This window comes from Microbacterium sp. 16-032 (assembly GCF_041079455.1).
In the GTDB taxonomy this organism is placed as follows: domain Bacteria; phylum Actinomycetota; class Actinomycetes; order Actinomycetales; family Microbacteriaceae; genus Microbacterium; species Microbacterium testaceum_A.
In genome coordinates this window covers 162396-185374 of sequence record NZ_JBFYGQ010000001.1, presented here as the reverse complement: position 1 = coordinate 185374, position 22979 = coordinate 162396, and the positions used below count along the sequence as shown (strand labels likewise).

Sequence of the window (22979 nt, the reverse complement as noted above, 5' to 3'; positions counted from 1 at the left end):
CCACGCGCGCGGTGTTTAGGCTGACGGGCATGAGCACGAACGACTCCGGCACCCCCGTTTCCGCGCTCTCCTCGGACCTCCCCGGCCGTGCCGCTCGTATCGCCGGGACTCTCTCGCGCCGGACGCCACCGACCGCCTCGCCCCGTCGTGGCGCGCTGCCCACGGACCCCGCCGCGGCGGACTTCCTGGCCGCCGCGATCGACGGGATCTCGCGCCCGGAGTCCCTCACCTCGGCGGCCTCCGCCCTGCACCGCCTCGTCGACGATCTGCCGACGTCGCTCAACTGGTTCGTCCGCGGCGCTCTGCAGGTGGGCGGTGCCGTCGCCCCCGTCCTGCCCAGTCCCGCCGTGCCGATCGCGCGTCGGGCTCTGCGCGACCTCGTCGCCGCCCTCGTCCTCGACGCGCGGCCCGAGCGCCTCGGGCCGTCGCTCGAGGCTCTCGAGTCCCCGGTCGAGGTGCGCCTGGTCGGCCCCGCGGTGGTCGGCGATGCCGGGGCGCGACGCCGGCTCGACGGCATCCGATCGCTGCTCGTTCGAGAGGACGTGGAGCGGATTTCGCTCGCGATCTCCGACGTCGTGGTCGCGCCGTCGCCGTGGGCCTTCGACGCCGAGGTCGAGCACGCGGCCGAGCGCCTGCTGCCGGTGTTCCTCGACGCGGTCGCCGCGCGCACGCACGTGACGCTCGTCGCCGAGGGGCGCGATGACCTCGATCTCACCGTCGCCGTGCTCACCCGCGTGCTCGAGGAGCCCCGTCTGACCGGGCTGCGGGCCGGCATCCAGGTGCCGATCGCCGTCGCCGAGACGGCCGCCGCGGTCCGCGAACTGTCGGCGTGGGCGCGCGTTCGCACCTCGGCGGGCGGTGCCCGCCTGACGGTGCGGCTGAGCGACGCCGTCATCGAGACCCCGGATGCCGTTTCGGCGGCGCGCCACGGGTGGCCCGCCCCCTCGGTCACGGCGCGCGACGACGTGGACGCCGCGCTCGTGCGCGGCCTGCGCGAGGCGCTGAGCGCGCGCGGGCAGGAGGGGTTCGCGGTCGAGGTCGCCACCGCCGACCCCGAGCGCGCCGCCCTGGCGCTCGCCCTCGCGGCGGAGGCCGAGACGGAGATCGTGCTGGCGCTGCCGCACACCACCGCCTGGCTGCCGGGGGACGGGTACGTGCAGACGGCCCCCGCCGCGCATCCCGATGACCTCGACGCCGTCGTCGCCCGCCTCGCCGCCGGATACGCGCGAGCCGTGGCCGGAGCGCCCGACCTTCCCCTCGCTGTGCCCGATCCGCCCGCCGGCGCAGACGAAGCGGACGCCGACCCCCCGGGTGCCGTCGAGGCACCCGAAACCGCGTCGATCGCGGCCCGGGCGCGTCGCGCTCTCGCCGCCGCCGAGCTCCCCGGGCCCGCCGCGCGCGTCGCACGGCGCGGAGTCGAGGGCGATCCGGCGATCCTGCGGGAACGCGTGGGCGACGACGCCGCCGAGCCCGGGCTCACGCAGGCGGTGCTGGGCATCGCGCGAGAGGCCGCGGCATCCGGAGACACCTCCGCCCTGGGACCGGACGTGCAGCAGATGCTCTTCGGCGGCCAGTCGTTCGTCGACACGGCCGTGTTCTCGGCCCGCGAGAGCGCCGAGCTCGCCGGAGGAGCTCCCGGGTTCCGCAACGTCGCCGACACCGATCCGACCGTGCCCGCCGACCGTGCCTGGGCGGTCGCCGTCCTGGGCCGCGTGTCCGACTCGACCGGCGGCGACGCCACCGCCGCCGCCGGGCGCGTCGACGACGAGGCGGGACTCGACGCGGTGATCGACCGGGTGCGCACCGCCGCCGAGCCGTGGGGTGCGCTCGCCGCCGCGGACCGCGCCGCCGTCCTGCAGTCGGCCGCGCGCAGCCTCGAGCAGCGCCGCGCCGAGGTGATCGAAGTGCTCGCCTCGGAGGGAGGGGCGCTGCTCTCCGAAGCCGACGCCGAAGTGAGCCAGGCGGTGGATGCCGCCGCCTACTACGCGGCGACGGCGAAAGAACTCGACCGCGTCCCCGGGGCCGTGTTCGTGCCCGATCGGGTGAGCGTGGTCGCCCCCCGATGGAACGCCCCCGTCGGCCTCTGCGCCGCCGAGACGCTGGCCGCTCTCGTCGCGGGGTCCGGAGTGGTGCTCACACCCTCGCCGCGCGCTCGTCGTGCCGGAGCCGTCGTGGCCGAGGCGCTGTGGGCCGCGGGAGTGCCGCGCGACCTGCTCGCCTACGTCGACCTCAACGAAGACGCGTCCGGGCGGGCCCTGATCGCGCACCCCGGCGTCGACCGCGTGCTGCTCGCCGGCGCGCGCACCACCGCCGAACGCTTCGCCGCGTGGCGCCCCGCGCTGCCCGTGCAGGCGTTCACGGCCGGACGGAACGTCGCGATCGTCGCCCCCTCGGCCGACCTCGACGCCGCCGTGACCGACATCGTGAGCGGCGCCTTCGCGCGCGCCGGTCAGGCCGCCACGGCCGTGTCGCTCGTGATCCTCGTGGGCGCCGTCGGGCGGTCCTCGCGCTTCACCGAACAGCTGAAGGATGCCGTCTCATCGCTGCGCGTGGGGCCGTCCGACGACCCGCTGTCCGACGTCGGCCCGCTCGTCGAAGAACCCGCGGGAGAGGTGCGGCGCGCCCTGACCGTCCTCGGTGACGGCGAGCGGTGGCTGGTGGAGCCGCGAGAGCTCGACCTCGGGCCCGAGACGGCCGGCCGGTTCTGGTCGCCCGGCGTCCGCACGGGCGTCACCGCCGGCTCCCACCTGACCCGGGCCGCGGTCGCGGCGCCGGTGCTCGGCATCCTGCACGCTCCCACCGTCACCCGCGCGATCGAGTTGCAGAACGCGATCGGATCGGGGTTCGTGGCGGGCCTCCACACGCGCGATGAGGCCGACCTCGACCTCTGGCTCGACAGCGTCGAGGCGGCCGTCCTGCGGGTGAACCGCCCCTCGACCGGAGCGGTGATCCAACGCGAGCCGCTCGGCGGCTGGGGTGAGGCGTCCGCCGGCGACGGCGCCATGTCGGGCGGGCCGAACCGCCTCGTGACCCTCGGCTCGTGGCGCCCCTCGACGGGCGGGGCGTCGTCGTCGACCCTGCACCTGCGCGGCCTCGACTCGCGGATCACGGCGCTCATCGAGGCGGCTCAGCCCACGCTGTCGTACGAGGCGTTCGACTGGCTCCGTCGCGGAGCGCTCGCCGACGCCGTCGCGTGGGACCGCGAGTTCGGTCGCGTGCGAGACGTCTCGCGCCTGGGCGTCGAGCGCAACCTCCGTCGCTACCGGCCGGTCGACGTGGCCGTGCGTGCGACCGCCGACGCCGCGTGGCAGGCGGTCCTGCGCGTCCTCGTCGCCGCCGTCCGGTCGGGTTCGACCTTCAGCCTCAGCACGCCGGTGGGGCTGCCCGCGGCGGTCCGGCACCTGCTGGGCGAGAGCGGTGTCGCCGTGTCGGTCGAGAGCGATGCCGAGTGGCTGCAGCGCCTGGCGGGTGGCATCCCGGATGCCGCCGCCGACGACGCCGAAACTTTCGTCACGGCCCCGCGACCGGGTCGCCTGCGCCTGGTCGGACCGGCCGACACCGTCGCCGCCCTGCGCGCGGCCGTCGCCGAGACGGTCGGCGGGGACGTCTCGCTCACCGTGTACGCGAACGAGGTCACCACCGCGGGTCGCCTCGAGCTGCTGCCGTTCCTGCGGGAGCAGGCGGTGTCGATCGGGGCGTTCCGCTTCGGTGCGGTCGACGCGTGGAGTGCCGCGGTCATCTGAGCCCGGCCCGGGCGCCGAGGACGCCCTCGTTTGCCGAGGACGCACGTGATCGGCGCCCGTTTCGTGCGGCTTCGCCGAAGGGATGCGTCCTCGGCCGCCCGCACGGGGTTTCGAAAACGTTTAGCGTGACGCCCGCGCCGGGGTAGCGTCGTCGAGACCCCGAGGAGCACCGATGACCGCTGCCCGCCTGACCGTCGACCCCCGCTTCGCGATCGGCCCCGTGCGCCGACGCCTGTTCGGCGGATTCGTCGAGCACCTCGGTCGCCACGTCTACGACGGCATCTACGAGCCGGGCCACCCGGCGGCGGACGAGCAGGGGTTCCGCACCGATGTGCTCGAGCTCGTGCGCGAGCTGGGCGTGTCGATGATTCGCTACCCCGGGGGCAACTTCGTGTCGGGGTTCCGCTGGGAGGACAGCGTCGGCCCGCGTGAGCAGCGCCCCCGCCGTCTCGACCTCGCGTGGCACTCGACCGAGACGAACGAGGTGGGCCTGCACGAGTTCGCCGACTGGCTCGACAAGGCCGGCAGTGAGCTCATGCTGGCCGTCAACCTCGGCACGCGCGGTGTTCTCGAGGCGCTCGACCTGCTCGAGTACAGCAACGTGCCCGGCGGCACCGCCCTGTCGCAGCGGAGGATCGACAACGGCCGCGCCGAGCCGTTCGACGTGCGCGTGTGGTGCCTCGGCAACGAGATGGACGGATCGTGGCAGCTCGGTCACCGCTCCGCCGACGACTACGGCACGCTCGCGGCGCAGACCGCCCGGGGCATGCGGCAGATGGACCCCTCGATCGAACTGGTCGTGTGCGGGTCGTCGGGGGCCGCGATGCCCACGTTCGGGGAGTGGGAGCGCGAGGTGCTCACCCACACTTACGACGACGTCGATATGGTCTCGTGCCACGCGTATTACCAGGAGCACGACGGCGACGCGGCCTCGTTCCTCGCCTCGGCCGTCGACATGGACCGCTTCATCGAGGCGGTCGTCGCCACCGCCGACCACGTCGGCGCCGCCCGCGGCAGCAGCAAGAAGATCGACATTTCGTTCGACGAGTGGAATGTCTGGTACATCGACCGCGTCGACGCCGTGAAGCCCACCGCGATCGACGACTGGCCCATCGCGCCGCGCCTGCTCGAAGACGTGTATTCGGTCCTGGATGCCGTCGTCTTCGGCAGTCTCCTGATCTCGCTGGTGAAACACGCCGATCGCGTCGCCTCGGCCTCGCTCGCACAGCTCGTGAACGTGATCGCCCCGATCATGACCGAGCCCGGCGGCCCCGCGTGGCGCCAGACGACGTTCTTCCCCTTCGCCCTCACCTCGCGCCTCGCGCGGGGCGAGGCGGTGCGTCTGCGGGTCGAGGCACCCACGATCGACACGGCGCGGTACGGCACGGTTTCCGCGGTGGATGCCGTGGCCACCGTCGACGACGCAGCGGAAGCCGTCGCGGTGTTCCTCGTCCACCGCGGCCTCGAGCGACCGGTGGACCTCGAGATCGACGTGAGCGCCTTCGGCGAGGTCGAGGTGGTCGAGACGCACCTGCTGCACGACGACGACCCCGGGGCGTCCAACACTCTCGACGACCCCGAACGCGTACGGCCGCGAACGGTGCAGACGCGCCTGGGGAACGGCATCCTGTCCCTGACTCTGCCGCCGGTCGCGTGGGCTGCGGTGTCGCTGCGCCGGGTCGGCTGAGTCGCGCGTCAGCGGTCGTTGCCCTTCGCGGGCGTCTCCGTGAAGGGCGACCCCCTTCGCGGCGGAGCGCCGCGCCGCGCCACTCGCTCTCGCGTGCGGGCGCGTGCGAGAATGACACCGGCGTGCTCGGACCGACCTTTCCCCGCACGGCGCCACATCGATCCGATGAGCGCCGCACGGGTTCGAAGGGCCACCGGGCCCCAGGACAGCGTCCGCCGCACCTTTCCTCCGAGGAGCAGAGATGTCCGCTACCCCCACCGCCACCGCCACCGCCACCGCCGCCGAGTCCGCGACCGGCGCGCGCGTGCAGCAGCACCGCCGGTACCTCATGTGCCGCCCCGAGCACTTCACGGTGAGCTACAGCATCAACCCGTGGATGGAGCCCTCGCGGCCCACCGACACGAACCTCGCCGTGCAGCAGTGGCAGGCGCTCTACGACACCTACGTCTCGCTCGGGCATGAGATCGAGCTCATCGACCCGCTCGAGGGTCTGCCCGACATGGTCTACACGGCCAACGGCGGCTTCGTGATCGACGGCATCGCGTACGGCCCGAAGTTCCGCTTCCGCGAGCGTGCCGCCGAGGCCCCCGCGTTCATCGACTGGTTCGCGGCGAACGGCTTCGAGGTCGCCGAGCCCGTCGAGGTCAACGAGGGCGAGGGTGACTTCCTCCTCGTGGGAGACACGATCCTCGCCGGCACCGGCTTCCGCTCGACCGGTGACAGCCACCGCGAGGTCGGCGAGGTCTTCTCGCGCGAGGTCGTGTCGCTGACGCTCACCGACCCGCGCTTCTACCACCTCGACACCGCGATCTCGGTGCTCGACCCCGTCGAGGGCCCGGGCGGCGTCGAGAAGGCGAACATCGCCTACCTGCCCACCGCGTTCGACGAGAAGAGCCAGGCGATCCTGCGCGAACGCTACCCCGACGCCATTCGGGTGGCGGATGCCGATGGCGCGGTCTTCGGCCTCAACTCGGCCAGCGACGGCGAGAACGTGATCATCTCGCCGCGCGCCGTCGGCTTCGAGGCGCAGCTGCGCGAGCGCGGCTACACCCCCGTCATGGTCGACCTCTCCGAGCTGCTGCTCGGCGGCGGCGGCATCAAGTGCTGCACCCTCGAACTGCGAGGCGGATCCCGATGAGCACCACCGTCGACGACCTCGGCGCCCGTCTCATCGCCGAAGAGGGCGCCCACCTCGCCCACAACTACCACCCGCTGCCGGTCGTCGTCTCGCGCGCCGAGGGCGTGTGGGTCACCGACGTCGAGGGCAAGCGCTACCTCGACCTGCTCTCGGCCTACTCCGCGCTGAACTTCGGCCACGGCCACCCGGCGATCCTCGCGGCCGCGCGCGAGCAGCTCGACCGCTTGACGCTCACCAGCCGCGCGTACCACAACGACCGTCTCGGGCCCTTCGCCACGGCGCTCGCGCAGCTCTGCGGCAAAGACACCGTGCTGCCGATGAACACCGGCGCCGAGGCCGTCGAGACCGGCATCAAGGTCGCGCGCGCCTGGGGTTACCGCACCAAGGGCATCGCCCCTGATGCCGCGACCATCATCGTCGCGAACGGCAACTTCCACGGCCGCACGACCACGATCGTCGGCTTCAGCGACGACCCCACGGCGCACGACGACTTCGGTCCGTACGCTCCGGGCTTCGTGCACGTGCCGTACGGAGACGCGGATGCCATCGCCGCGGCGATCGACGAGAACACCGCCGCGGTGCTGCTCGAGCCCATCCAGGGCGAGGCCGGCGTCGTGATCCCGCCCGAGGGGTTCCTGCAGCGCGTGCGCGAGATCTGCACGGCGAACAACGTGCTGTTCATCGCCGACGAGATCCAGTCGGGCCTCGGACGCGTCGGTGAGACCTTCGCGTGCGACCGCGAGGGCGTCGTGCCCGACGTGTACCTGCTCGGCAAGGCGCTGGGCGGCGGCATCCTGCCCGTGTCGGCCGTCGTCGCGGACGACGACGTGCTCGGCGTCATCCACGCCGGTGAGCACGGGTCGACCTTCGGGGGAAACCCGCTGGCTGCGGCCGTGGGTCTGCGGGTCGTCGAGATGCTGGCATCCGGAGAATTCCAGACCCGCGCCAAGGCGCTGGGGGCGCACCTCGAGGCGTCTCTGCAGACCCTCGTCGGCGACGGCGTCACCGCCGTGCGCATCGCGGGTCTGTGGGCCGGCGTCGACATCGACCCGTCGTACGGCACCGGCCGCGAGGTCGCCGAGAAGCTCCTCACCCGCGGCGTGCTCGTGAAGGACACGCACGGCCAGACGATCCGCATCGCCCCGCCGCTGACGATCCGCGCGACCGAGCTCGACTGGGCCGTCGAGCAGATCCGGCACGTGCTCGCGGGCTGAGCGCTACCCGCGCGACTTCCTCGTGCGATGAACGCGCGCTGCACCGGTAAACGCTCGCTGCGGGCGTTTCTGAGTGCAGCGCGCGTTTATCGTCGGGGTGGATGTTTCCCGTGACCCTGAGCGGCTCAGGCCACCGACACCGTGCGCTGATCCCAGCCCGTCGCGCCGTCGGGCGCGGGAGCGGCCGTGTCGGAGGTCTGGGTCTCGCCGGTGGCCGACACCGCGCGGCAGCGGATGACGTGCGAGCCGCTCTCGGCGTTCCACGGCAGGCTCCACTGCACCCACGTGTCGGCCGAGATCGCCGTCGCGAGCGTCGCCTTCTGCCAGGGCCCGTCGTCGACCTGCACCTCGACACCCGAGACGCCGACGTGGGTCTGCCACGCGACCCCGGCGATGACCGTGTCGCCCGCGGCGACCTGCGCGCCCGAGCGGGGCACGTCGATGCGCGACTGCAGCTTCACGGGTCCGCGCTCCGACCAGCCGCGCGAGGTCCAGTAGCCCTCGGCGCGGTCGAAACGGGTGACCTCGAGCTCGCTGACCCACTTGGTCGCCGAGACGTAGCCGTACAGACCGGGCACCACCATGCGCACGGGGAAGCCGTGCTCGATCGGCAGCGGTTCGCCGTTCATTCCGATCGCGAAGAGCGCGTCGCGGTCGTCGGTGAGGGCCTCGAGGGGGCTGGATGCCGTGAACCCGTCGACCGAGCGCGAGAGCACCATGTCGGCCTCGGCGGTCGGCTTCGCGCGGGCGAGGATGTCGCGGATGGGCACGCCGAGCCAGCGCGCGGTGCCGATGAGGGAGCCGCCCACCTCGTTCGAGACGCACACGAGGGTCGCGACGGTCTCCTGCTGGGGGAGGGCGACCAGGTCGTCCCACCGCAGCACGACCTCCTGCTCGACGAGACCGTGCACGCGCAGGGTCCAGGTCGAGGGGTCCACCTGGGGCACGACGAGCGCGGTGTCGATGCGGTAGAAGTCCGAGGCGGGCGTGATCACCGACGCGAGCCCGTCGATGCCGAGGTCGGCGGCGGCGGGAACCGTCGTCGTGGTGGCAGGGGTGGGCAGCCGCAGCGCCGCTCGGATCGCGCTCACCGCTCGCGCCCCCCCGCTCAGCGCGAAGGACCCGGCGGTGGCCATCACCCCGGCCAGCACGGCCACGCCCGAAAGGGCGAGCACGCTGCGGCGCGAGACGCCGTCGTCGGCGGGGGTCTGCACGGAACGCCGGCGGAGCCGGGCGACCAACAGTCCGGTCACCAGAGCGGCAGCCGCCCCCGCCACGAGCGAGGGCAGGGGCGACAACGTCCCGGCATCCGCCCGCGTCATCGAGACGATCGCGCCGATCACGCCCAATGCGACGAGGACGACGCGTCCCCACGGGGCTTTCCGGCGCTCGAGCACGCCGGCGACCCCGGCGACCATCAGCAGCAGCACCGCGATGCCGACGAGCAGGGCGGCCTTGTCACCCGTGCCGAACAGGTCGATCGCCAGGTTCTTCGCCCAGGCCGGAGCGAGGTCGATCATGCCGCCGCCGATGACCGCGAAGGGGCTCGCGGTGGGCGACACGATCGCCGCGGCGAGCTCGCCGAGGCCGGCGCCGAACACGGTGGCGGCGATGGACGCGACGATCGCCGCGAGGTCGCGGCGGCGGGAAGAGGCGGGGGTCACGAAGGGAGCCTAGAGAGCGCCGGGCGCTCGGGCGCCGGGCGCGCGGTATTCACAGCCAACCGGCATCCGTCGCTCCGGCCTGTGCGTGACGGACCCCCGTGTCAAGGTTCTGTCGGTTTCTTCCCGTCGTCCGCATGCTGTCGCGGTGAAGAACCGCGGCCACTCGGCATTCCCCCTGCTCCTCCCCGACGACACCCCCGATCTCGATGAGGTCCGTGCGGCTGTGGGGCGGATGGATGCCGACGGTGCCTCCGCCACCGACGTCGCTGCCACACTCGCCTGGGCGACGAGCCTCGTCCCGCCGCGTTCGCTCGGTGCGACCTGGGAGCTGCTCGCGTCGGTCGCCGCGCGCGATGTCGCGGTCGCCCGCATGCTGGAGCCGCACCTCGACGCCCTGTCGATCCTCGCCGAAGCCACCCGCGAGGGGATCGACGTCGACCTCGAACCGGGCGGGTCGTGGGGTGTCTTCGCCGCGGAGGGATCGGGCATGCGCCTCGAGGCACGGCACCACGACGGCGTCTGGACGCTGCACGGCTCCAAGCCCTGGTGCTCCCTCGCCGCCGACCTGGACCGCGCTCTCGTGACGGCGTGGGTCGATGACGAACGCCGGCAGCTCTTCGCCCTCGATCTGCGAGACCCGGCCGTGAGGGTGCGGACCGGTCCCTGGCACGCGCGCGGGCTCGAGCGGGTGGTCAGTGCCCCGATCGACGTCGATGGAGCGGTCGCCGTCCCCGTGGGCGAGCCCGGCTGGTATCTCCGTCGACCCGGCTTCGCGCACGGTGGGGTCGGGGTGGCCGCGTGCTGGTGGGGCGGAGCCCTGCCGCTCCGCGACGCGCTGCGCGAGGCCGCCGCGTCCGACCGAGCAGACCAGCTTTCGCGCGTGCACCTCGCTCGCGCCGACACCGCGCTCTGGGTCGCCCGCACCGTGCTGCGCGAGACGGCGGCGGTCTTCGGTGCGGGCGGTTCGGCATCCGAGGGTCTGCGCGCCACCCGCGCCCGCACGGTCGTCGCGGAGGCCGTCGAGACGACCCTCGCCGAAGCCGCGCACGCCCTGGGGCCGCTGCCCCTCGTCGCGGATGAGGCGCACGCGCGTCGCGTCGCCGATCTGCAGATCTACCTGCGCCAGCACCACGGCGAGCGCGATCTCGCGAGAATCGGCGCCGACATCGCGACGGGAGCGGGCACGTGGTGAGCTTCGACCATCGCGAACCCGGGACCGACGAGCGCGTCTGGGCGGACGCCCTCCGCCGCGACTCGCCATCTCTCGATCTGGACGTCGACCACCTGATCGTTGTCGCCGCGCACCCCGACGACGAGAGCCTGGGAGCGGCGGGGCTGCTCGCGACCGCGGCCGCACGTGGCATCCGGATCGATCTCCTCGTCGTCACCGACGGCGAAGGCTCTCACCCCGAGTCGCCGACGCACAGCCCCGCGACTCTCGCCCTGCTTCGCCGCCGAGAACTCGTCGACGCCGCACGCATCGTGGGGCTGGTCGCCGACCCGGTCTTCCTCGGTCTGCCCGACGGCGGGACGGACGAGCATCGGGATGCCATCACCGAGGCGCTGCGCGAAGCGATCGACGCCGCGGCGGGCCGGCGCGTGCTGGTGGTGTCGCCCTGGCGAGGGGACGGGCACCGCGACCACCGGGTCGTCGGAGAGATCGTCGAGCAGGTCTGCGCCGCGCGCGGCGTGCGATCGCGCGCCTTCCCGATCTGGCTGTGGCACTGGGGCGGCCCCGACGACGTGCCGTGGGATCGCGTCGAGCACCTCGCCCTCGAGCCTCGTGCGCGCGACCTCAAGACCCGCGCTCTCGACGCGCACCGCACTCAGCTCGAGCCGCTGTCGGCCGCTCCGGGGGACGAGCCGATGATCCACGCGCGCATGCACGCACACTTCGTCCGCGATGCAGAGGTCTTCCTCGTTCCGGAGGCGCCCTCGACCCCGGCGGGCAGCGTCGGCCGCGAGTACTTCGACGACATGTACGCCCGGCACGAGGACCCCTGGGGTTTCGACTCGCGCTGGTACGAGGAGCGCAAGCGCGCCGTCCTCCTCGCCGCTCTCCCGAGGCGCACGTATCGCTCGACGCTCGAGGCCGGGTGCTCCACGGGTGCTCTGACCGCGCAGCTGGCCGACCGCAGCGACCGGGTGCTCGCCGTCGACCTCGCGCCCGCCGCCCTCGATCGCGCGCGGGCTCGGCTCGCGGGGCGCGAGAACGTCGAGTTCCGCCTCGCGACGCTCCCCGCGGCGTGGCCCGAGGGCGAGTTCGAGCTGGTGGTGGTGTCGGAGGTGGCGTACTACTGGGCCGGGGCAGACCTGGATCGCGGGCTCACGGCGGCCGTCGCCTCGCTGAGCATCGACGGTCACCTGGTCGCGTGCCATTGGCGGCATCCCGTCGCCGAGTACCCGCGTACCGGCGACGAGGTGCACGACGCGCTCGCCGCGCGACCCGACCTGGTGCGCCTCGCGCGGCACGAGGAGCAGGACTTCGTGCTCGAGGTGTACGCGCATCCGGGCGCTCTTTCGGTGGCGGCCGAGTCGGGGCTCGTCCCATGAGGGCCCTGGCCGTGGTCATCCCGGCGCACGACGAGGAGGCCCTGATCGGTCGATGCCTGGCATCGGTCACCCGGGCGGTGTCGCTCGCGCGCGAGAGCCAGCCCGACCTCGACATCGCGGTCGTCGTCGTGCTCGACGCGTGCAACGACACCACCGCCACCCAGGTGCGGCGCTGGCCCGTCGAGGCGGTCGAGATCGCGGCACGTCGCGTGGGCACCGCCCGTCGGATCGGCGTCGCGCACGCTGTGACGCGGCTCACCGCCGGCGCCGACGACACGTGGATCGCGATGACGGATGCCGACACCGTCGTGCCCCCGAACTGGATCACGCACCAACTCGACCTCGCCGACGCCGGGGTCGACCTCGTGCTGGGAACGGTCCGCCCCGACTTCGCCGACCTCAGCGCCCGACACGTCGCGTACTGGCGTGCCACCCATCACCGGGGCAGACCTCCCGGAAACGTCCACGGAGCCAATCTGGGCGTGCGGGCGAGCACGTACGCCCGGGCGGGTGGCATCCCGGATCTCGTCGAGCACGAGGACGTGGCCCTCGTCCGCGCGGCACGCACCCTCGGTGCACGGGAGCGGGCGAGCGACGTGCACGAGGTCGAGACCTCGGGCCGTTTCACCGGCCGCACGCCCGCGGGATACGCCGCGTTCCTCGCGCGCGTGCACGCCTGGGTCGACGCTCCACCGCTGGCGGCTCCCGGCGCCTGACCCACCGGGTGGGGGTTCGTCAACCACCTCCGCCGCTCCGCACCTTCGCCGCAGACTGGCCATCCCCCGGAACGAGAGGCATCACCATGAAGGCACTGACCTGGCAGGGCAAGCGCAACGTGAGCGTCGAGGAGGTTCCCGACCCCGAGATCCTCGAACCCACCGACGCGATCGTGAAGATCACCTCGACGGCGATCTGCGGCTCCGACCTGCACCTCTACGAACTGTTCGGACCGTTCATCGACAAGGGCGACGTGCTCGGCCACGAGCCGATGGGCGTGGTCGTCGAGGTCGGCTCGGCCGTGACGAACCTCGCCGTCGGCGACCGGATCGTCGTGCCCTTCAACATCTCGTGCGGCCACTGCTTCATGTGCCGCCGCGGACTGCAGTCGCAGTGCGAGACGACGCAGGTGCGCGAGTACGGCAGCGGTGCCGCGCTGTTCGGTTACACCAAGCTCTACGGCCAGGTGCCGGGCGGCCAGGCGGAGTATCTGCGCGTGCCGCTCGCCGACTACAACCACATCCGCGTCGGCGACGACCTGCCCGACGACCGTTACCTCTTCCTCAGCGACATCGTGCCGACCGCCTGGCAGGGCGTGCAGTATGCGAACGTGCCCGAGGGCGGGACGCTCGCCGTCATGGGCCTCGGCCCGGTCGGCCAGTTCGCGGCCCGCATCGGCGTGCACCTCGGCTACCGGGTCCTCGCGATCGAGCCCGAGCCCGAGCGCCGCGCGATGGCCGAGCGCCACGGCGTGCTCACCTACGACCTGACCGACACGGTGGTCGACGAACTCGTCGATCTCACCGAGGGGCGCGGGGCGGATGGAGTGGTGGATGCCGTGGGCATGGAGGCCCACGGGAACGGCGGCATCAAGCTGGCCCAGAACGCCGTCGGGCTGCTCCCCGACGCCCTCGCGCAGAAGCTCATGGACAAGGCCGGACTCGACCGCCTCGCCGCGGTCTACGCCTCGATCGACCTCGTGCGCCGAGGCGGAACCGTCTCACTGAGCGGTGTCTACGCGGGTGAGGCCGACGTGCTGCCCATGAAGACGATGTTCGACAAGCAGCTGAACCTGCGCATGGGCCAGTGCAACGTCAAGCGCTGGATCGACGACCTGCTGCCGCTCGTCGAAGACTCCGCCGACCCGCTCGGCGTGATGGACCTGGTCACGCACCACGCCCCCCTCGAAGACGCCCCCGGCCTGTACGAGACCTTCCAGAAGAAAGAAGACGGCTGCATCAAGGTCGTGCTGCGCCCCGGCGCCTGAGCCGCGCCGCACCCGCGTGAGGGGTCGATTCCTGTCGCCTGGAGCAGCGCCAGGCGACAGTTTTCGACCCCTCACGCGCGCTCGCGGCGCAAGAGCGCGGGTGGGAAACGTGTCTGCAACACGGTGCTGGGTAAAGTCGTCGCATGGGTGACCTGTTCGACGGTTACGGCTCCACGCTGGCGCCGCGCAAGACCGCATCCGGCATCCCGGCGTTCGACGAGATGTTCGGCGTTCCGGCGAGTCCCGGAGAAGCCGCCCCCTCGCGCGAGGCGTACCGGGAGCTGTACCAAACGCTCGCGCAGATGACGCAGGAAGAACTGCGCGGGCGCACCGAGTCGCTCGCGAGTTCGTACCTCGCGCAGGGCGTGACCTTCGACTTCGCGGGGGAGGAACGTCCCTTCCCCCTGGATGCCGTGCCCCGGGTCATCGCGTACGACGAGTGGTCGCGCATCGAGGCCGGCGTGAAGCAGCGGGTCAAGGCGCTCGAGGCGTTCCTCGACGACGCCTACGGCAATCAGCACTGCGTGCGCGACGGCATCCTGCCCGCGGGGCTCATCTCGTCGTCGCAGTACTTCTACCGCCAGGCGGCCGGCATCCGCAGTGCGAACGGCGTGCGCATCCAGGTGTCGGGCATCGACCTGATCCGCGACGAGCACGGCGAGATGCGCGTGCTCGAAGACAACGTGCGCGTGCCCTCGGGCGTCTCGTACGTCATCTCGAACCGCCGCGTCATGGCGCAGACGCTGCCCGAACTGTTCGTGTCGATGCGCGTGCGCCCCGTCGGGGACTACCCGAACAAGCTGCTCGCCGCGCTCAAGGCGTCGGCCCCGCCCGGGATCGACGAGCCCAACATCGTCGTGCTCACCCCCGGCGTCTACAACTCCGCGTACTTCGAGCACACGCTGCTCGCGCGTCTGATGGGCGTCGAGCTCGTCGAGGGGCGCGACCTGTTGTGCATCGGCGGCAAGGTGTTCATGCGCACGACCCGCGGCCCGCAGCGCGTCGATGTGATCTACCGCCGCGTCGACGACGACTTCCTCGACCCGCTGCAGTTCCGCGCCGACTCGATGCTCGGGGCGCCCGGGCTCATGCTCGCCGCACGCCTGGGCAACGTGACCATCGCCAACGCGGTGGGCAACGGCGTCGCCGACGACAAGCTGCTGTACACGTACGTGCCGGACCTCATCCGGTACTACCTCGCCGAAGAGCCGATCCTCAAGAACGTCGACACCTGGCGTCTCGAGGATCCCGGCGCCCTCGAAGAAGTGCTCGACCGCCTGCCCGAGCTCGTGGTGAAGCCGGTCGACGGCTCGGGCGGCAAGGGGCTCGTCGTGGGTCCCGATGCTTCGCCCGCCGAGCTCGACGCGCTGCGCAAGCGGCTCACGGCCGACCCGCGCGGCTGGATCGCCCAGCCCGTGGTCATGCTCTCGACCATCCCGACGCTCGTCGAAGACGGCATGCGTCCCCGTCACGCCGACCTCCGCCCCTTCGCGGTCAACGACGGCGACGACATCTGGGTGCTGCCCGGTGGCCTGACCCGCGTGGCGCTGCCGGAGGGGCAGCTCGTGGTCAACTCCAGTCAGGGCGGCGGCTCGAAGGACACGTGGATCGTCGGCGGCTCGGCCCCCTCGCACGTCGAGTACGGCCAGGGCAACGGCGTCTCGGGACTCGTCGCCGACCAGGCCGCGGTCACCGAGTCGATCCCGATCATCTACGACGGACAGCCCGCTCCCTCGACCTCGCCGCGCGATCCGCGCCCGGGCGGAGGGCCCTCGGGCAAGGAGCAGCAGGAGCAACAGCAGCAGGATGCCGCCGTGCAGCACGGTCCGCAGGCCGAGCAGCAGCAGCAGGCGCGGGAGGCGGGGTCATGCTGAGCCGCATCGCAGAATCGCTGTTCTGGATCGGCCGCTACATCGAGCGCAGCGACGGCACCGCCCGCATCCTCGACGTGCACCTCCAGCTGCTGCTGGAGGACCCGTGGATCGACGAGGACACCGCGTGCCGCTCCCTGCTCAGCGTCATGGGGTCGGCGTGGCCCGAGAACGTCGACACCGTCCGCCGCGACGACGTGCTCGCTCGCCTCGCGGTCGATCGGATGAACCCGTCGAGCATCGCGTACTCGATCACCGCGGCTCGCGAGAACGCCCGACGTGCTCGCGAGATCGTGTCGACGGAACTGTGGGAGATCCTCAACACCACGAACGCGCGGATGCCGCGGCGCCTGCAGACCGACAAGGTCCACGAGTTCTTCCAGTGGACGCGCGAGCGGGCGGCGCTGGCCATCGGCATCGTCGATTCGTCGACCAACCGCGACGAGGCCTGGCAGTTCTTCACCCTCGGCCGGAGCATCGAGCGCACGGACATGACCGCGCGACTGCTGGCCACCCGCTCGCTCACCGAGGTGTCGGGCCCGTCGTGGACGACGATCCTGCGTTCGTGCGGCGCGTACGAGGCCTACCTGCGCACCTATCGCGGCATGCCGAGCGCCCGTAACGCGGCGGAGTTCCTGTTGCTCGACCGCCTCTTTCCGCGCTCGATCATCTACTCGATCCAGCGCGCCGAGGACTGCATGAGCGCGATCGACCCCCGCGCCGATCGCGTCGGGCACTCGAACACGGTGCTGCGTGCTCTCGGTCAGATCCGCAACGATCTGGAGTACCGCCCGGTCAGCGACATCCTGGCCGAGCTGCCCGAGCACATGCAGCGGGTGCAGACGGTCACGCGCGAGGCGTCGGAAGCGATCCGCTCGCGCTTCTTCCCCACTCAGGCCGAACCGTCGTGGATCGGAGAGATCTCATGACGGATGCCGCGACCGCCGTCCGTGCGAAGACCTCGGGAGGTCGGCGATGAAACGCCTGCGCATCGAGCACCAGACCGGGTTCGTCTACCCCGGCGACGTCGTCGCCTCGTACAACGAAGCCCGCATGCTGCCGCATTCGACCGACAGCCAGTTCGTGCTGAGCTCGTCGCTCGACATCGAGCCGTCGACCTCGGTCAATCAGTACGTCGACTACTTCGGCACGCGCGTGGCGGCCTTCGACGTGTTGTCGCCGCACGGCGCGCTGACCATCACCGCGCGTTCGCTGGTCGAGGTGCGCCCGCGGCCCATCGAGCACGCCGACATCACCTGGGAGCAGCTCGCGGCGGAGGCGGCGCGGTCGATCTCGACGGTCGAGCAGCTGACTCAGACGCGGCGCACGACCCCGCACGCCGAGGTCGCCGAGCTCGCGCGCTCGATCGCCGCCCAGCACGACCGGCCCGGGCCCGCGGCGCACGCGATCGCCGAGGCCATCGGGAACGCGATCGACTACATGCAAGGGGTGACCGGCGTGCACTCCACGGCGGTCGACGCCTGGGAAGCGCGAAAGGGCGTGTGTCAGGACATCGCGCACATCGCGATCGGGGCCCTGCGCGAGGTCGGCATCCCGGCCCGCTACGTGTCGGGGTACCTGCACCCGAAGCCTTCCGCCGAGGTCGGCGAAGCGGTGACCGGGGAGTCGCACGCCTGGGTGGAGTGGTTCGCCGGTGACTGGCAGGGCTTCGACCCGACGAACAACATCGAGATCGGCGACCGTCACGTGCTGGTCGGTCGCGGCCGCGACTACAACGACGTCCCGCCGCTGCGCGGCGTGTACGCCGGTCCCGGCAAGAGCAACCTCAAGGTGAAGGTCACGATCACGCGCGAGACCTGACCCCGGTCAGCCGGATGCCGCGGCGCCCAGGAGCTTCTGGACGTCGCGGTGCAGGCGCGGAAGGTGAGCGTCTTCGCCGCGGTCGGCGCGGCGTGCCCACTCGTCGAGGGCGGTGCGCATCTCGAGGGCGGCGAGGCCGATCGCGGAGCGCACGTCGAGTTCGCTGAGGCCGATGCGCGTCGCGATCTCAGGGACGAACAGGTCGGATGAGGTCGTCTCACGTCGGATGGCGGCGCCGAGCAGCGTGGGCTCGTGACCGATCAGCCGTCGGACACGGAGGAATCTCGCTCTCGCCTGCGCGTCGGCGTGCAGTCGATCGAGTTCGCGGGCGAACACCGTGCGCAGGGCTCGGGTGAGAGCGGCGATGTCGTCGCCCGCCTCGCCGACCTCGGCCAACGCCGCGACGAAGCGCTCGTCGTCGATGAACACGGCGTCTTCTTTGGTGCCCGCGAGGCGGAAGAACGTCCGGGCCGAGACGCCCGCTCGCGCGGCGATCTCGTCGACCGTGGTCCGGGCGACGCCCTTCTCTTCGAACAGGTCGAGGGCGGCCGCGCAGATCTCGAGGGTCGTCTCGCGGCGTCGCCGATCGCGCAATCCCTCCCCGGAGGGGGCCGGTGCGATCTCCATGTCGGCTACAGTAGTCCATGTCTTATTGGCAGTAACTGCCAGAATGTCATTCACTGCTCGTTAACCGTCCAGAGAGGTCGACCATGGTCGCCACCGGAACCGTTCCCACCGCCGCGCCGCCCGGAAAGGCCGCCGCCCGCCCCGGCGCCGTCATCGCGCTCCTCGTCGTCGCCGCGTTCGTCGTCATCCTGAACGAGACGATCATGGGCGTCGCCCTGCCCGAACTCATGCGCGAGCTCGACATCACCGCCGCGACCGCGCAGTGGTTGACCACCGCGTTCCTGCTCACGATGGCGGTCGTCATCCCGACCACCGGCTTCCTCATACAGCGCTTCCCGCTGCGGGCCCTCTTCTTCACCGCGATGGGTCTGTTCACCCTGGGTACCGTCGTCGCCGCGGCCGCCCCCGGGTTCGGCGTGCTGCTCCTCGGCCGCATCGTGCAGGCCTCGGGTACCGCGATCATGATCCCGTTGCTGTTCACCACGGTGCTGAACGTCGTGCCCGCCAACCGCCGCGGACGCATGATGGGGCTCATCTCGATCGTCATCTCGGTGGCGCCCGCGGTCGGCCCCACCGTCTCGGGGCTGATCCTGTCGACGTTCCCGTGGCGCGCCATGTTCATCGTGATGATCCCGATCGCCCTCATCGCGGTCGCCCTCGGCGCGCGCTGGGTGCAGAACCTCACCGAGACCCGTCGCGTGAGCCTCGACGTCGTGTCGGTGGTGCTCTCGGCCCTCGCGTTCGGGGGCATCATCTTCGGCCTGTCCAGCATCGGCGAGGCGGCGGGCGGCCACGCGATCGTGCCGGTGTGGATCCCGCTCGTCGTGGGCGCCCTCGCCCTCGCGGCCTTCATCGTGCGTCAGATGCGCCTCGGTTCGACCGACCGCGTGCTGCTCAACCTGGCGGTGTTCCGTCATTCGACCTTCACGCTCGCGGTGATCCTCGTGGTCGTCGCCATGACCACTCTGTTCGGCGTGCTCATCCTGCTGCCGCTGTACCTGCAGAACGTCCTCGGTCTCGGAACCCTCCCGACCGGTCTCATGCTGCTGCCCGGCGGTCTGCTCATGGGCCTCATGGCGCCCCTCGTCGGCAACCTCTTCGACCGTTTCGGCGCGCGCCCTCTCGTGCTGCCGGGGGCGATCGTCGCGAGCATCGCGTTGTGGGGCTTCGCGACCCTGTCGGCGAGCACTCCCATCGGTCTCGTCATCGCGGTGCACTGCGTGCTGAGCCTCGGTCTGGCCTTCATGTTCACCCCGCTGATGACCGCAGCCCTCGGGTCGCTGCCGCGCGAGCTCTACCCGCACGGCTCCGCGATCGTCTCGACGGTGCAGCAGCTCGCGGGTGCCGCCGGGACGGCCGTCTTCGTGACGCTCATGACGGTCGGCGCGGCCGCCGCGATGACGAACGGGGGAGCGTCGATGGTGGATGCCACGGCATCCGGCATCCACACGGCGTTCTTCGTGGCGGCGTGCCTGTCGTTGGCGGTCATCGTGCTCGCTGCGTTCGTCCGCACGCCGAAGCAGGTCGACGGGGTCGAGGGGATGCCGGCGCACTGACGCTGGTCGTGGGGCCCTCTCGCGCGTACGATGTGGTCTGACCACATTGACGAGAGGGTCCCCATGGTTCAGCGTCAGCTGCCGAAGGTCGGCGAGCTCCTCGAGCTCATGCAGTTCAAGAAGCCCGAGCTCGACGCGCGCAAGCGCCGCCTCGACGCCGCGCTCACGATCGCGGACCTGCGCACGATCGCCAAGCGCCGCACGCCCAAGGCCGCGTTCGACTACACCGACGGCGCCGCCGATGGCGAACTGTCGCTCGACCGCGCCCGCCGCGCGTTCGAAGACGTCGAGTTCCACCCCGACATCCTGCGCCCCGCCGCCGACGTCGACACCTCGTGCCAGATCCTCGGCGGTCCCTCGGCCCTGCCCTTCGGCATCGCGCCCACGGGCTTCACGCGTCTCATGCAGACCGAGGGTGAAACGGCCGGTGCCTCCGCGGCCGCGGCCGCCGGCATCCCGTTCACGCTCTCGACCCTCGGCACCACCTCGATCGAGGGCGTGAAGGCCGCGAACCCGGTCGGTCGCAATTGGTTCCAGCTCTACGTCATGAAGGACCGCTCGATCTCGTACGGTCTCGTCGAGCGCGCGGCGAAGGCGGGCTTCGACACCCTGCAGTTCACCGTGGACACCCCCATCGCCGGCGCGCGCCTGCGCGACAAGCGCAACGGCTTCTCGATCCCGCCGCAGCTGACGGTCGGCACGATCGTCAACGCGATCCCGCGCCCCTGGTGGTGGATCGACTTCCTCACCACCCCCAAGCTCGAGTTCGCCTCGCTCAGCACCACCGGCGGCACCGTCGGCGAGCTGCTGAACGCCGCGATGGACCCCACGATCAGCTACGACGACCTCGACGTGATCCGCGGCATGTGGCCCGGCAAGATCGTCGTCAAGGGCGTGCAGAACGTGACGGATGCCGCACGCTTGGTCGACCAGGGTGTCGACGGCATCGTGCTCTCCAACCACGGCGGGCGCCAGCTCGACCGCGCGCCCATCCCCTTCCACCTGCTGCCGAAGGTCGTGCGCGAGGTCGGCAAGGACGCCACGGTCATGGTCGACACCGGCATCATGAACGGCGCCGACATCGTGGCATCCATCGCCCTCGGCGCGAAGTTCACCCTCATCGGCCGTGCCTACCTCTACGGCCTCATGGCCGGCGGGCGGCAGGGCGTCGACCGCACGATCGCGATCCTGCGCAGCGAGATCGAGCGCACGATGACCCTGCTGGGCGTCTCGTCGCTCGACGAGCTCGAGCCCCGCCACGTCACACAGCTCACGCGGCTCGTGCCGGTGGCCGATCAGGCGGTCGACGCGCGGGTGTGACGCCCGCTGCGCACCCTCGGTGATTCGCGCATCCTCAGCCGAAGAGGGCGGGATGCCGCTGAGGTCGTGCGGATCGCTGAAGATCTGCGAGGGCGAGGCCCCCCGTCACCGACAGAACGGCCGTCCGAATCCGAACAGCACGCCGCCGACGGCGACGCCCTCGTCCGACTCCGTCGACCACTGTTCGCCCACGTTCGTGCGTACGGTCACCCGATCTGTGCGGAACAGCGAGTACGACCCGTCGGCGGGCACCCTCGCGGCCCGGAACCACGGGGGGATGTCGGCGATCACGACGCGTCCGTCGACCAGCAGGTCGAAGCTGCGGGGCTCCCACCCCTCGTACGCCCAGGTCACCACCGCTCCGCCGTCGTTGTCGCAGCCGAGCGCCGACGGGCCGGTGACACGGCCGGCGGTGACGGTTCCGGATGCCGCGGACTCCTCGCTGAACGAGGCCGCGGCCGGGGTGCTCACGGCCACCGCCGCCGTCGCGAGGGCGACCGCGAAACCGAGGCCGCGGGGGAACAGGCGTGCCCTCGTCGGTCGCGCGCGCACAGCCCGACGGGTCGGCGGGGCGCCCTCCGAGGGTGGCGACGGCTCGTCGGGGCCGTCGTCGACCCCGCGGCGGAGGGCGAGCGCGAGGCAGAGGGCGAATCCGGCCGCGATGACCGCGAGCGGAGCGACCTGGCCGGTGCGTACCCAGACGATCGGCAGCCCGATCACGGGCACCCGCAGCACCCCGACACCGAGGACGGCATCGGGGTGCAGCGGGGTCGAGTCGGCGGCGGGGTTGGCATCGCCCTTCGTGACGAGTTCGCCCTCGGCGCTGATCTGGGCGACGCGGTGCAGGCGCAGGCGGTCGCCCCGGTCGGGATCGGTCGCGAGCACGACCCGTCCGGGGAGGAGGGCCTCCCGCGGAACGGGTCGCGACACCACGATGTCGCCCGCCTCGATGGCCGGCGACATCGACGCCGTCATCACGGTGGTGGGCATCCACCCCAGGGCGGCCGGGGCCGCTGCCCAGAACGCCAACGTCAGAACCAGCGTCACGACCGCCCGCGCCGTCGCCACCCCCGCGACGAGGATGATGCGACGGGAACGCACGGACTCAGCTGTTCTGTGCTTCCCAGACGAACGAGGTCGAGGCGGTTCCGCCCTGGACCGCGTTCGGCGCGTCGTCGGCGAGCGTCCACGTGATGCGGAACGTCCGCGTCTCGCTCGCGCCTCCGGCCGGATTCCAGGTGGCGGCGCCCGAACCGTACGACGAGTGCGCGCCGGTGAAGCCCGAAAGGCGGCCGTCGAACACCGTGCTCTGCGGGGTGAAGCCATCGCAGGTGCCGAAGCCCGCGCCGGACCCCTGCTCGACGCGGAGGATCAGGTGGTCGGCCAGGCCCGCGGTGCCCGACACGTCGTCGGCGTACAGGCGCACCTGCGAGGCCAGGCTTCCGGTCGAGGTGACGGCGATGCAGTTCGTCTCGCCGTCACCGGGCTTGGCGTTGCCCGCGGTGAACAAGGCACGGCCGGCATCGTCGTCGTCGAGTTGGACCGTGCCCGCCCGCCAACTGTTCTGCTGGTTCGACGCGGTGTCGGAGAAGGCGGCGTACGAACTCGTCGACACCAGGACCCCGGCCGCGATGAAGGCGGCGGGTACGGCGATCGCGGTGGCGATGCGAGAGGAACGGCGTGTGAATTTCGACATGATGAATCTCCCCACGAGATCAGTAAGCGAATCAGACACCCGCACGATAGGGGAGCGGCTGGGTCCTTTCGCGCAGCGGCTTTCGGCTTGACAGGCCCCCCGGGG

Annotated in this window: 17 protein-coding genes; 13 read left to right on the top strand and 4 right to left on the bottom strand. The window is 71.8% G+C overall.

Translation table 11 applies throughout. The features are described 5' to 3' along the window. Positions 1–29 precede the first annotated feature (29 nt). The 4 genes from AB6V31_RS00730 to rocD all read left to right on the top strand — a co-directional run bounded on the left by AB6V31_RS00730 (position 30) and on the right by rocD (position 7782). Positions 30–3743, top strand: coding sequence for a proline dehydrogenase family protein (locus AB6V31_RS00730; RefSeq protein WP_369363412.1), 3714 nt, complete (start codon positions 30–32; stop codon positions 3741–3743). 172 nt (positions 3744–3915) lie between these two features. After that, positions 3916–5430, top strand: coding sequence for an alpha-N-arabinofuranosidase (locus AB6V31_RS00725; protein WP_369363410.1), 1515 nt, complete (start codon positions 3916–3918; stop codon positions 5428–5430). Positions 5431–5671: 241 nt separating this feature from the next. Continuing rightward, positions 5672–6568 carry a dimethylargininase gene (gene ddaH / locus AB6V31_RS00720; RefSeq protein WP_369363409.1) on the top strand — a complete coding sequence of 299 codons (897 nt, stop codon included), beginning with the start codon at positions 5672–5674 and terminating at the stop codon, positions 6566–6568. After that, entirely contained in the window at positions 6565–7782 is a 1218-nt protein-coding gene (gene rocD / locus AB6V31_RS00715; protein WP_369363407.1) for an ornithine--oxo-acid transaminase, read from the top strand. The genes ddaH and rocD overlap by 4 nt, the downstream gene beginning before the upstream one ends. Before the next feature lie 125 nt (positions 7783–7907). Here the strand turns inward: rocD and AB6V31_RS00710 are convergent, their stop codons facing one another. Beyond that, positions 7908–9446, bottom strand: a complete 1539-nt coding sequence (locus tag AB6V31_RS00710) for a molybdopterin-dependent oxidoreductase (RefSeq protein ID WP_369363405.1) — start codon at positions 9444–9446, stop codon at positions 7908–7910. A 145-nt stretch (positions 9447–9591) separates the two neighbouring features. Between AB6V31_RS00710 and AB6V31_RS00705 the strand changes: the two genes are divergently transcribed. The 7 genes from AB6V31_RS00705 (at position 9592) to AB6V31_RS00675 (ending at position 17675) form a co-directional block, all read left to right on the top strand. Beyond that, positions 9592–10638, top strand: a complete 1047-nt coding sequence (locus AB6V31_RS00705; RefSeq protein WP_369363403.1) for an acyl-CoA dehydrogenase — start codon at positions 9592–9594, stop codon at positions 10636–10638. Then, on the top strand, positions 10632–11999 hold the full coding sequence (locus AB6V31_RS00700) for a PIG-L family deacetylase (protein ID WP_369363401.1): 1368 nt from the start codon (positions 10632–10634) through the stop codon (positions 11997–11999). Before AB6V31_RS00705 ends, AB6V31_RS00700 begins: the two co-directional genes overlap by 7 nt. Next, a complete protein-coding gene (locus AB6V31_RS00695) occupies positions 11996–12715 on the top strand; it encodes a glycosyltransferase family 2 protein (protein WP_369363400.1) in 720 nt (239 codons plus the stop codon). Before AB6V31_RS00700 ends, AB6V31_RS00695 begins: the two co-directional genes overlap by 4 nt. A gap of 86 nt (positions 12716–12801) precedes the next feature. After that, positions 12802–13983, top strand: a complete 1182-nt coding sequence (locus AB6V31_RS00690) for a zinc-dependent alcohol dehydrogenase (protein WP_056224462.1) — start codon at positions 12802–12804, stop codon at positions 13981–13983. A gap of 143 nt (positions 13984–14126) precedes the next feature. Next, positions 14127–15857: a circularly permuted type 2 ATP-grasp protein gene (locus AB6V31_RS00685; protein ID WP_056224460.1), complete on the top strand. Its 1731-nt coding sequence runs from the start codon at positions 14127–14129 to the stop codon at positions 15855–15857. After that, the gene (locus tag AB6V31_RS00680) at positions 15851–16783 is read left to right on the top strand and encodes an alpha-E domain-containing protein (RefSeq protein WP_056224458.1); all 933 of its coding nucleotides are present in this window, start codon (positions 15851–15853) and stop codon (positions 16781–16783) included. Before AB6V31_RS00685 ends, AB6V31_RS00680 begins: the two co-directional genes overlap by 7 nt. A gap of 46 nt (positions 16784–16829) precedes the next feature. Then, entirely contained in the window at positions 16830–17675 is an 846-nt protein-coding gene (locus tag AB6V31_RS00675; RefSeq protein ID WP_056224456.1) for a transglutaminase family protein, read from the top strand. A 6-nt stretch (positions 17676–17681) separates the two neighbouring features. Here the strand turns inward: AB6V31_RS00675 and AB6V31_RS00670 are convergent, their stop codons facing one another. Continuing rightward, positions 17682–18302, bottom strand: coding sequence for a TetR/AcrR family transcriptional regulator (locus AB6V31_RS00670; RefSeq protein ID WP_369363397.1), 621 nt, complete (start codon positions 18300–18302; stop codon positions 17682–17684). Positions 18303–18385: 83 nt separating this feature from the next. Here AB6V31_RS00670 and AB6V31_RS00665 point away from each other — a divergent pair, with 83 nt between their 5' ends. Next, positions 18386–19858 carry an MDR family MFS transporter gene (locus AB6V31_RS00665; protein WP_369363395.1) on the top strand — a complete coding sequence of 491 codons (1473 nt, stop codon included), beginning with the start codon at positions 18386–18388 and terminating at the stop codon, positions 19856–19858. A 63-nt stretch (positions 19859–19921) separates the two neighbouring features. Further along, positions 19922–21178, top strand: coding sequence for an alpha-hydroxy-acid oxidizing protein (locus AB6V31_RS00660; protein WP_369363393.1), 1257 nt, complete (start codon positions 19922–19924; stop codon positions 21176–21178). 105 nt (positions 21179–21283) lie between these two features. Here the strand turns inward: AB6V31_RS00660 and AB6V31_RS00655 are convergent, their stop codons facing one another. Continuing rightward, positions 21284–22279, bottom strand: coding sequence for a S24/S26 family peptidase (locus AB6V31_RS00655; RefSeq protein WP_369363391.1), 996 nt, complete (start codon positions 22277–22279; stop codon positions 21284–21286). A 4-nt stretch (positions 22280–22283) separates the two neighbouring features. Further along, the gene (locus AB6V31_RS00650) at positions 22284–22874 is read right to left on the bottom strand and encodes a hypothetical protein (RefSeq protein ID WP_369363389.1); all 591 of its coding nucleotides are present in this window, start codon (positions 22872–22874) and stop codon (positions 22284–22286) included. Positions 22875–22979 lie beyond the last annotated feature (105 nt).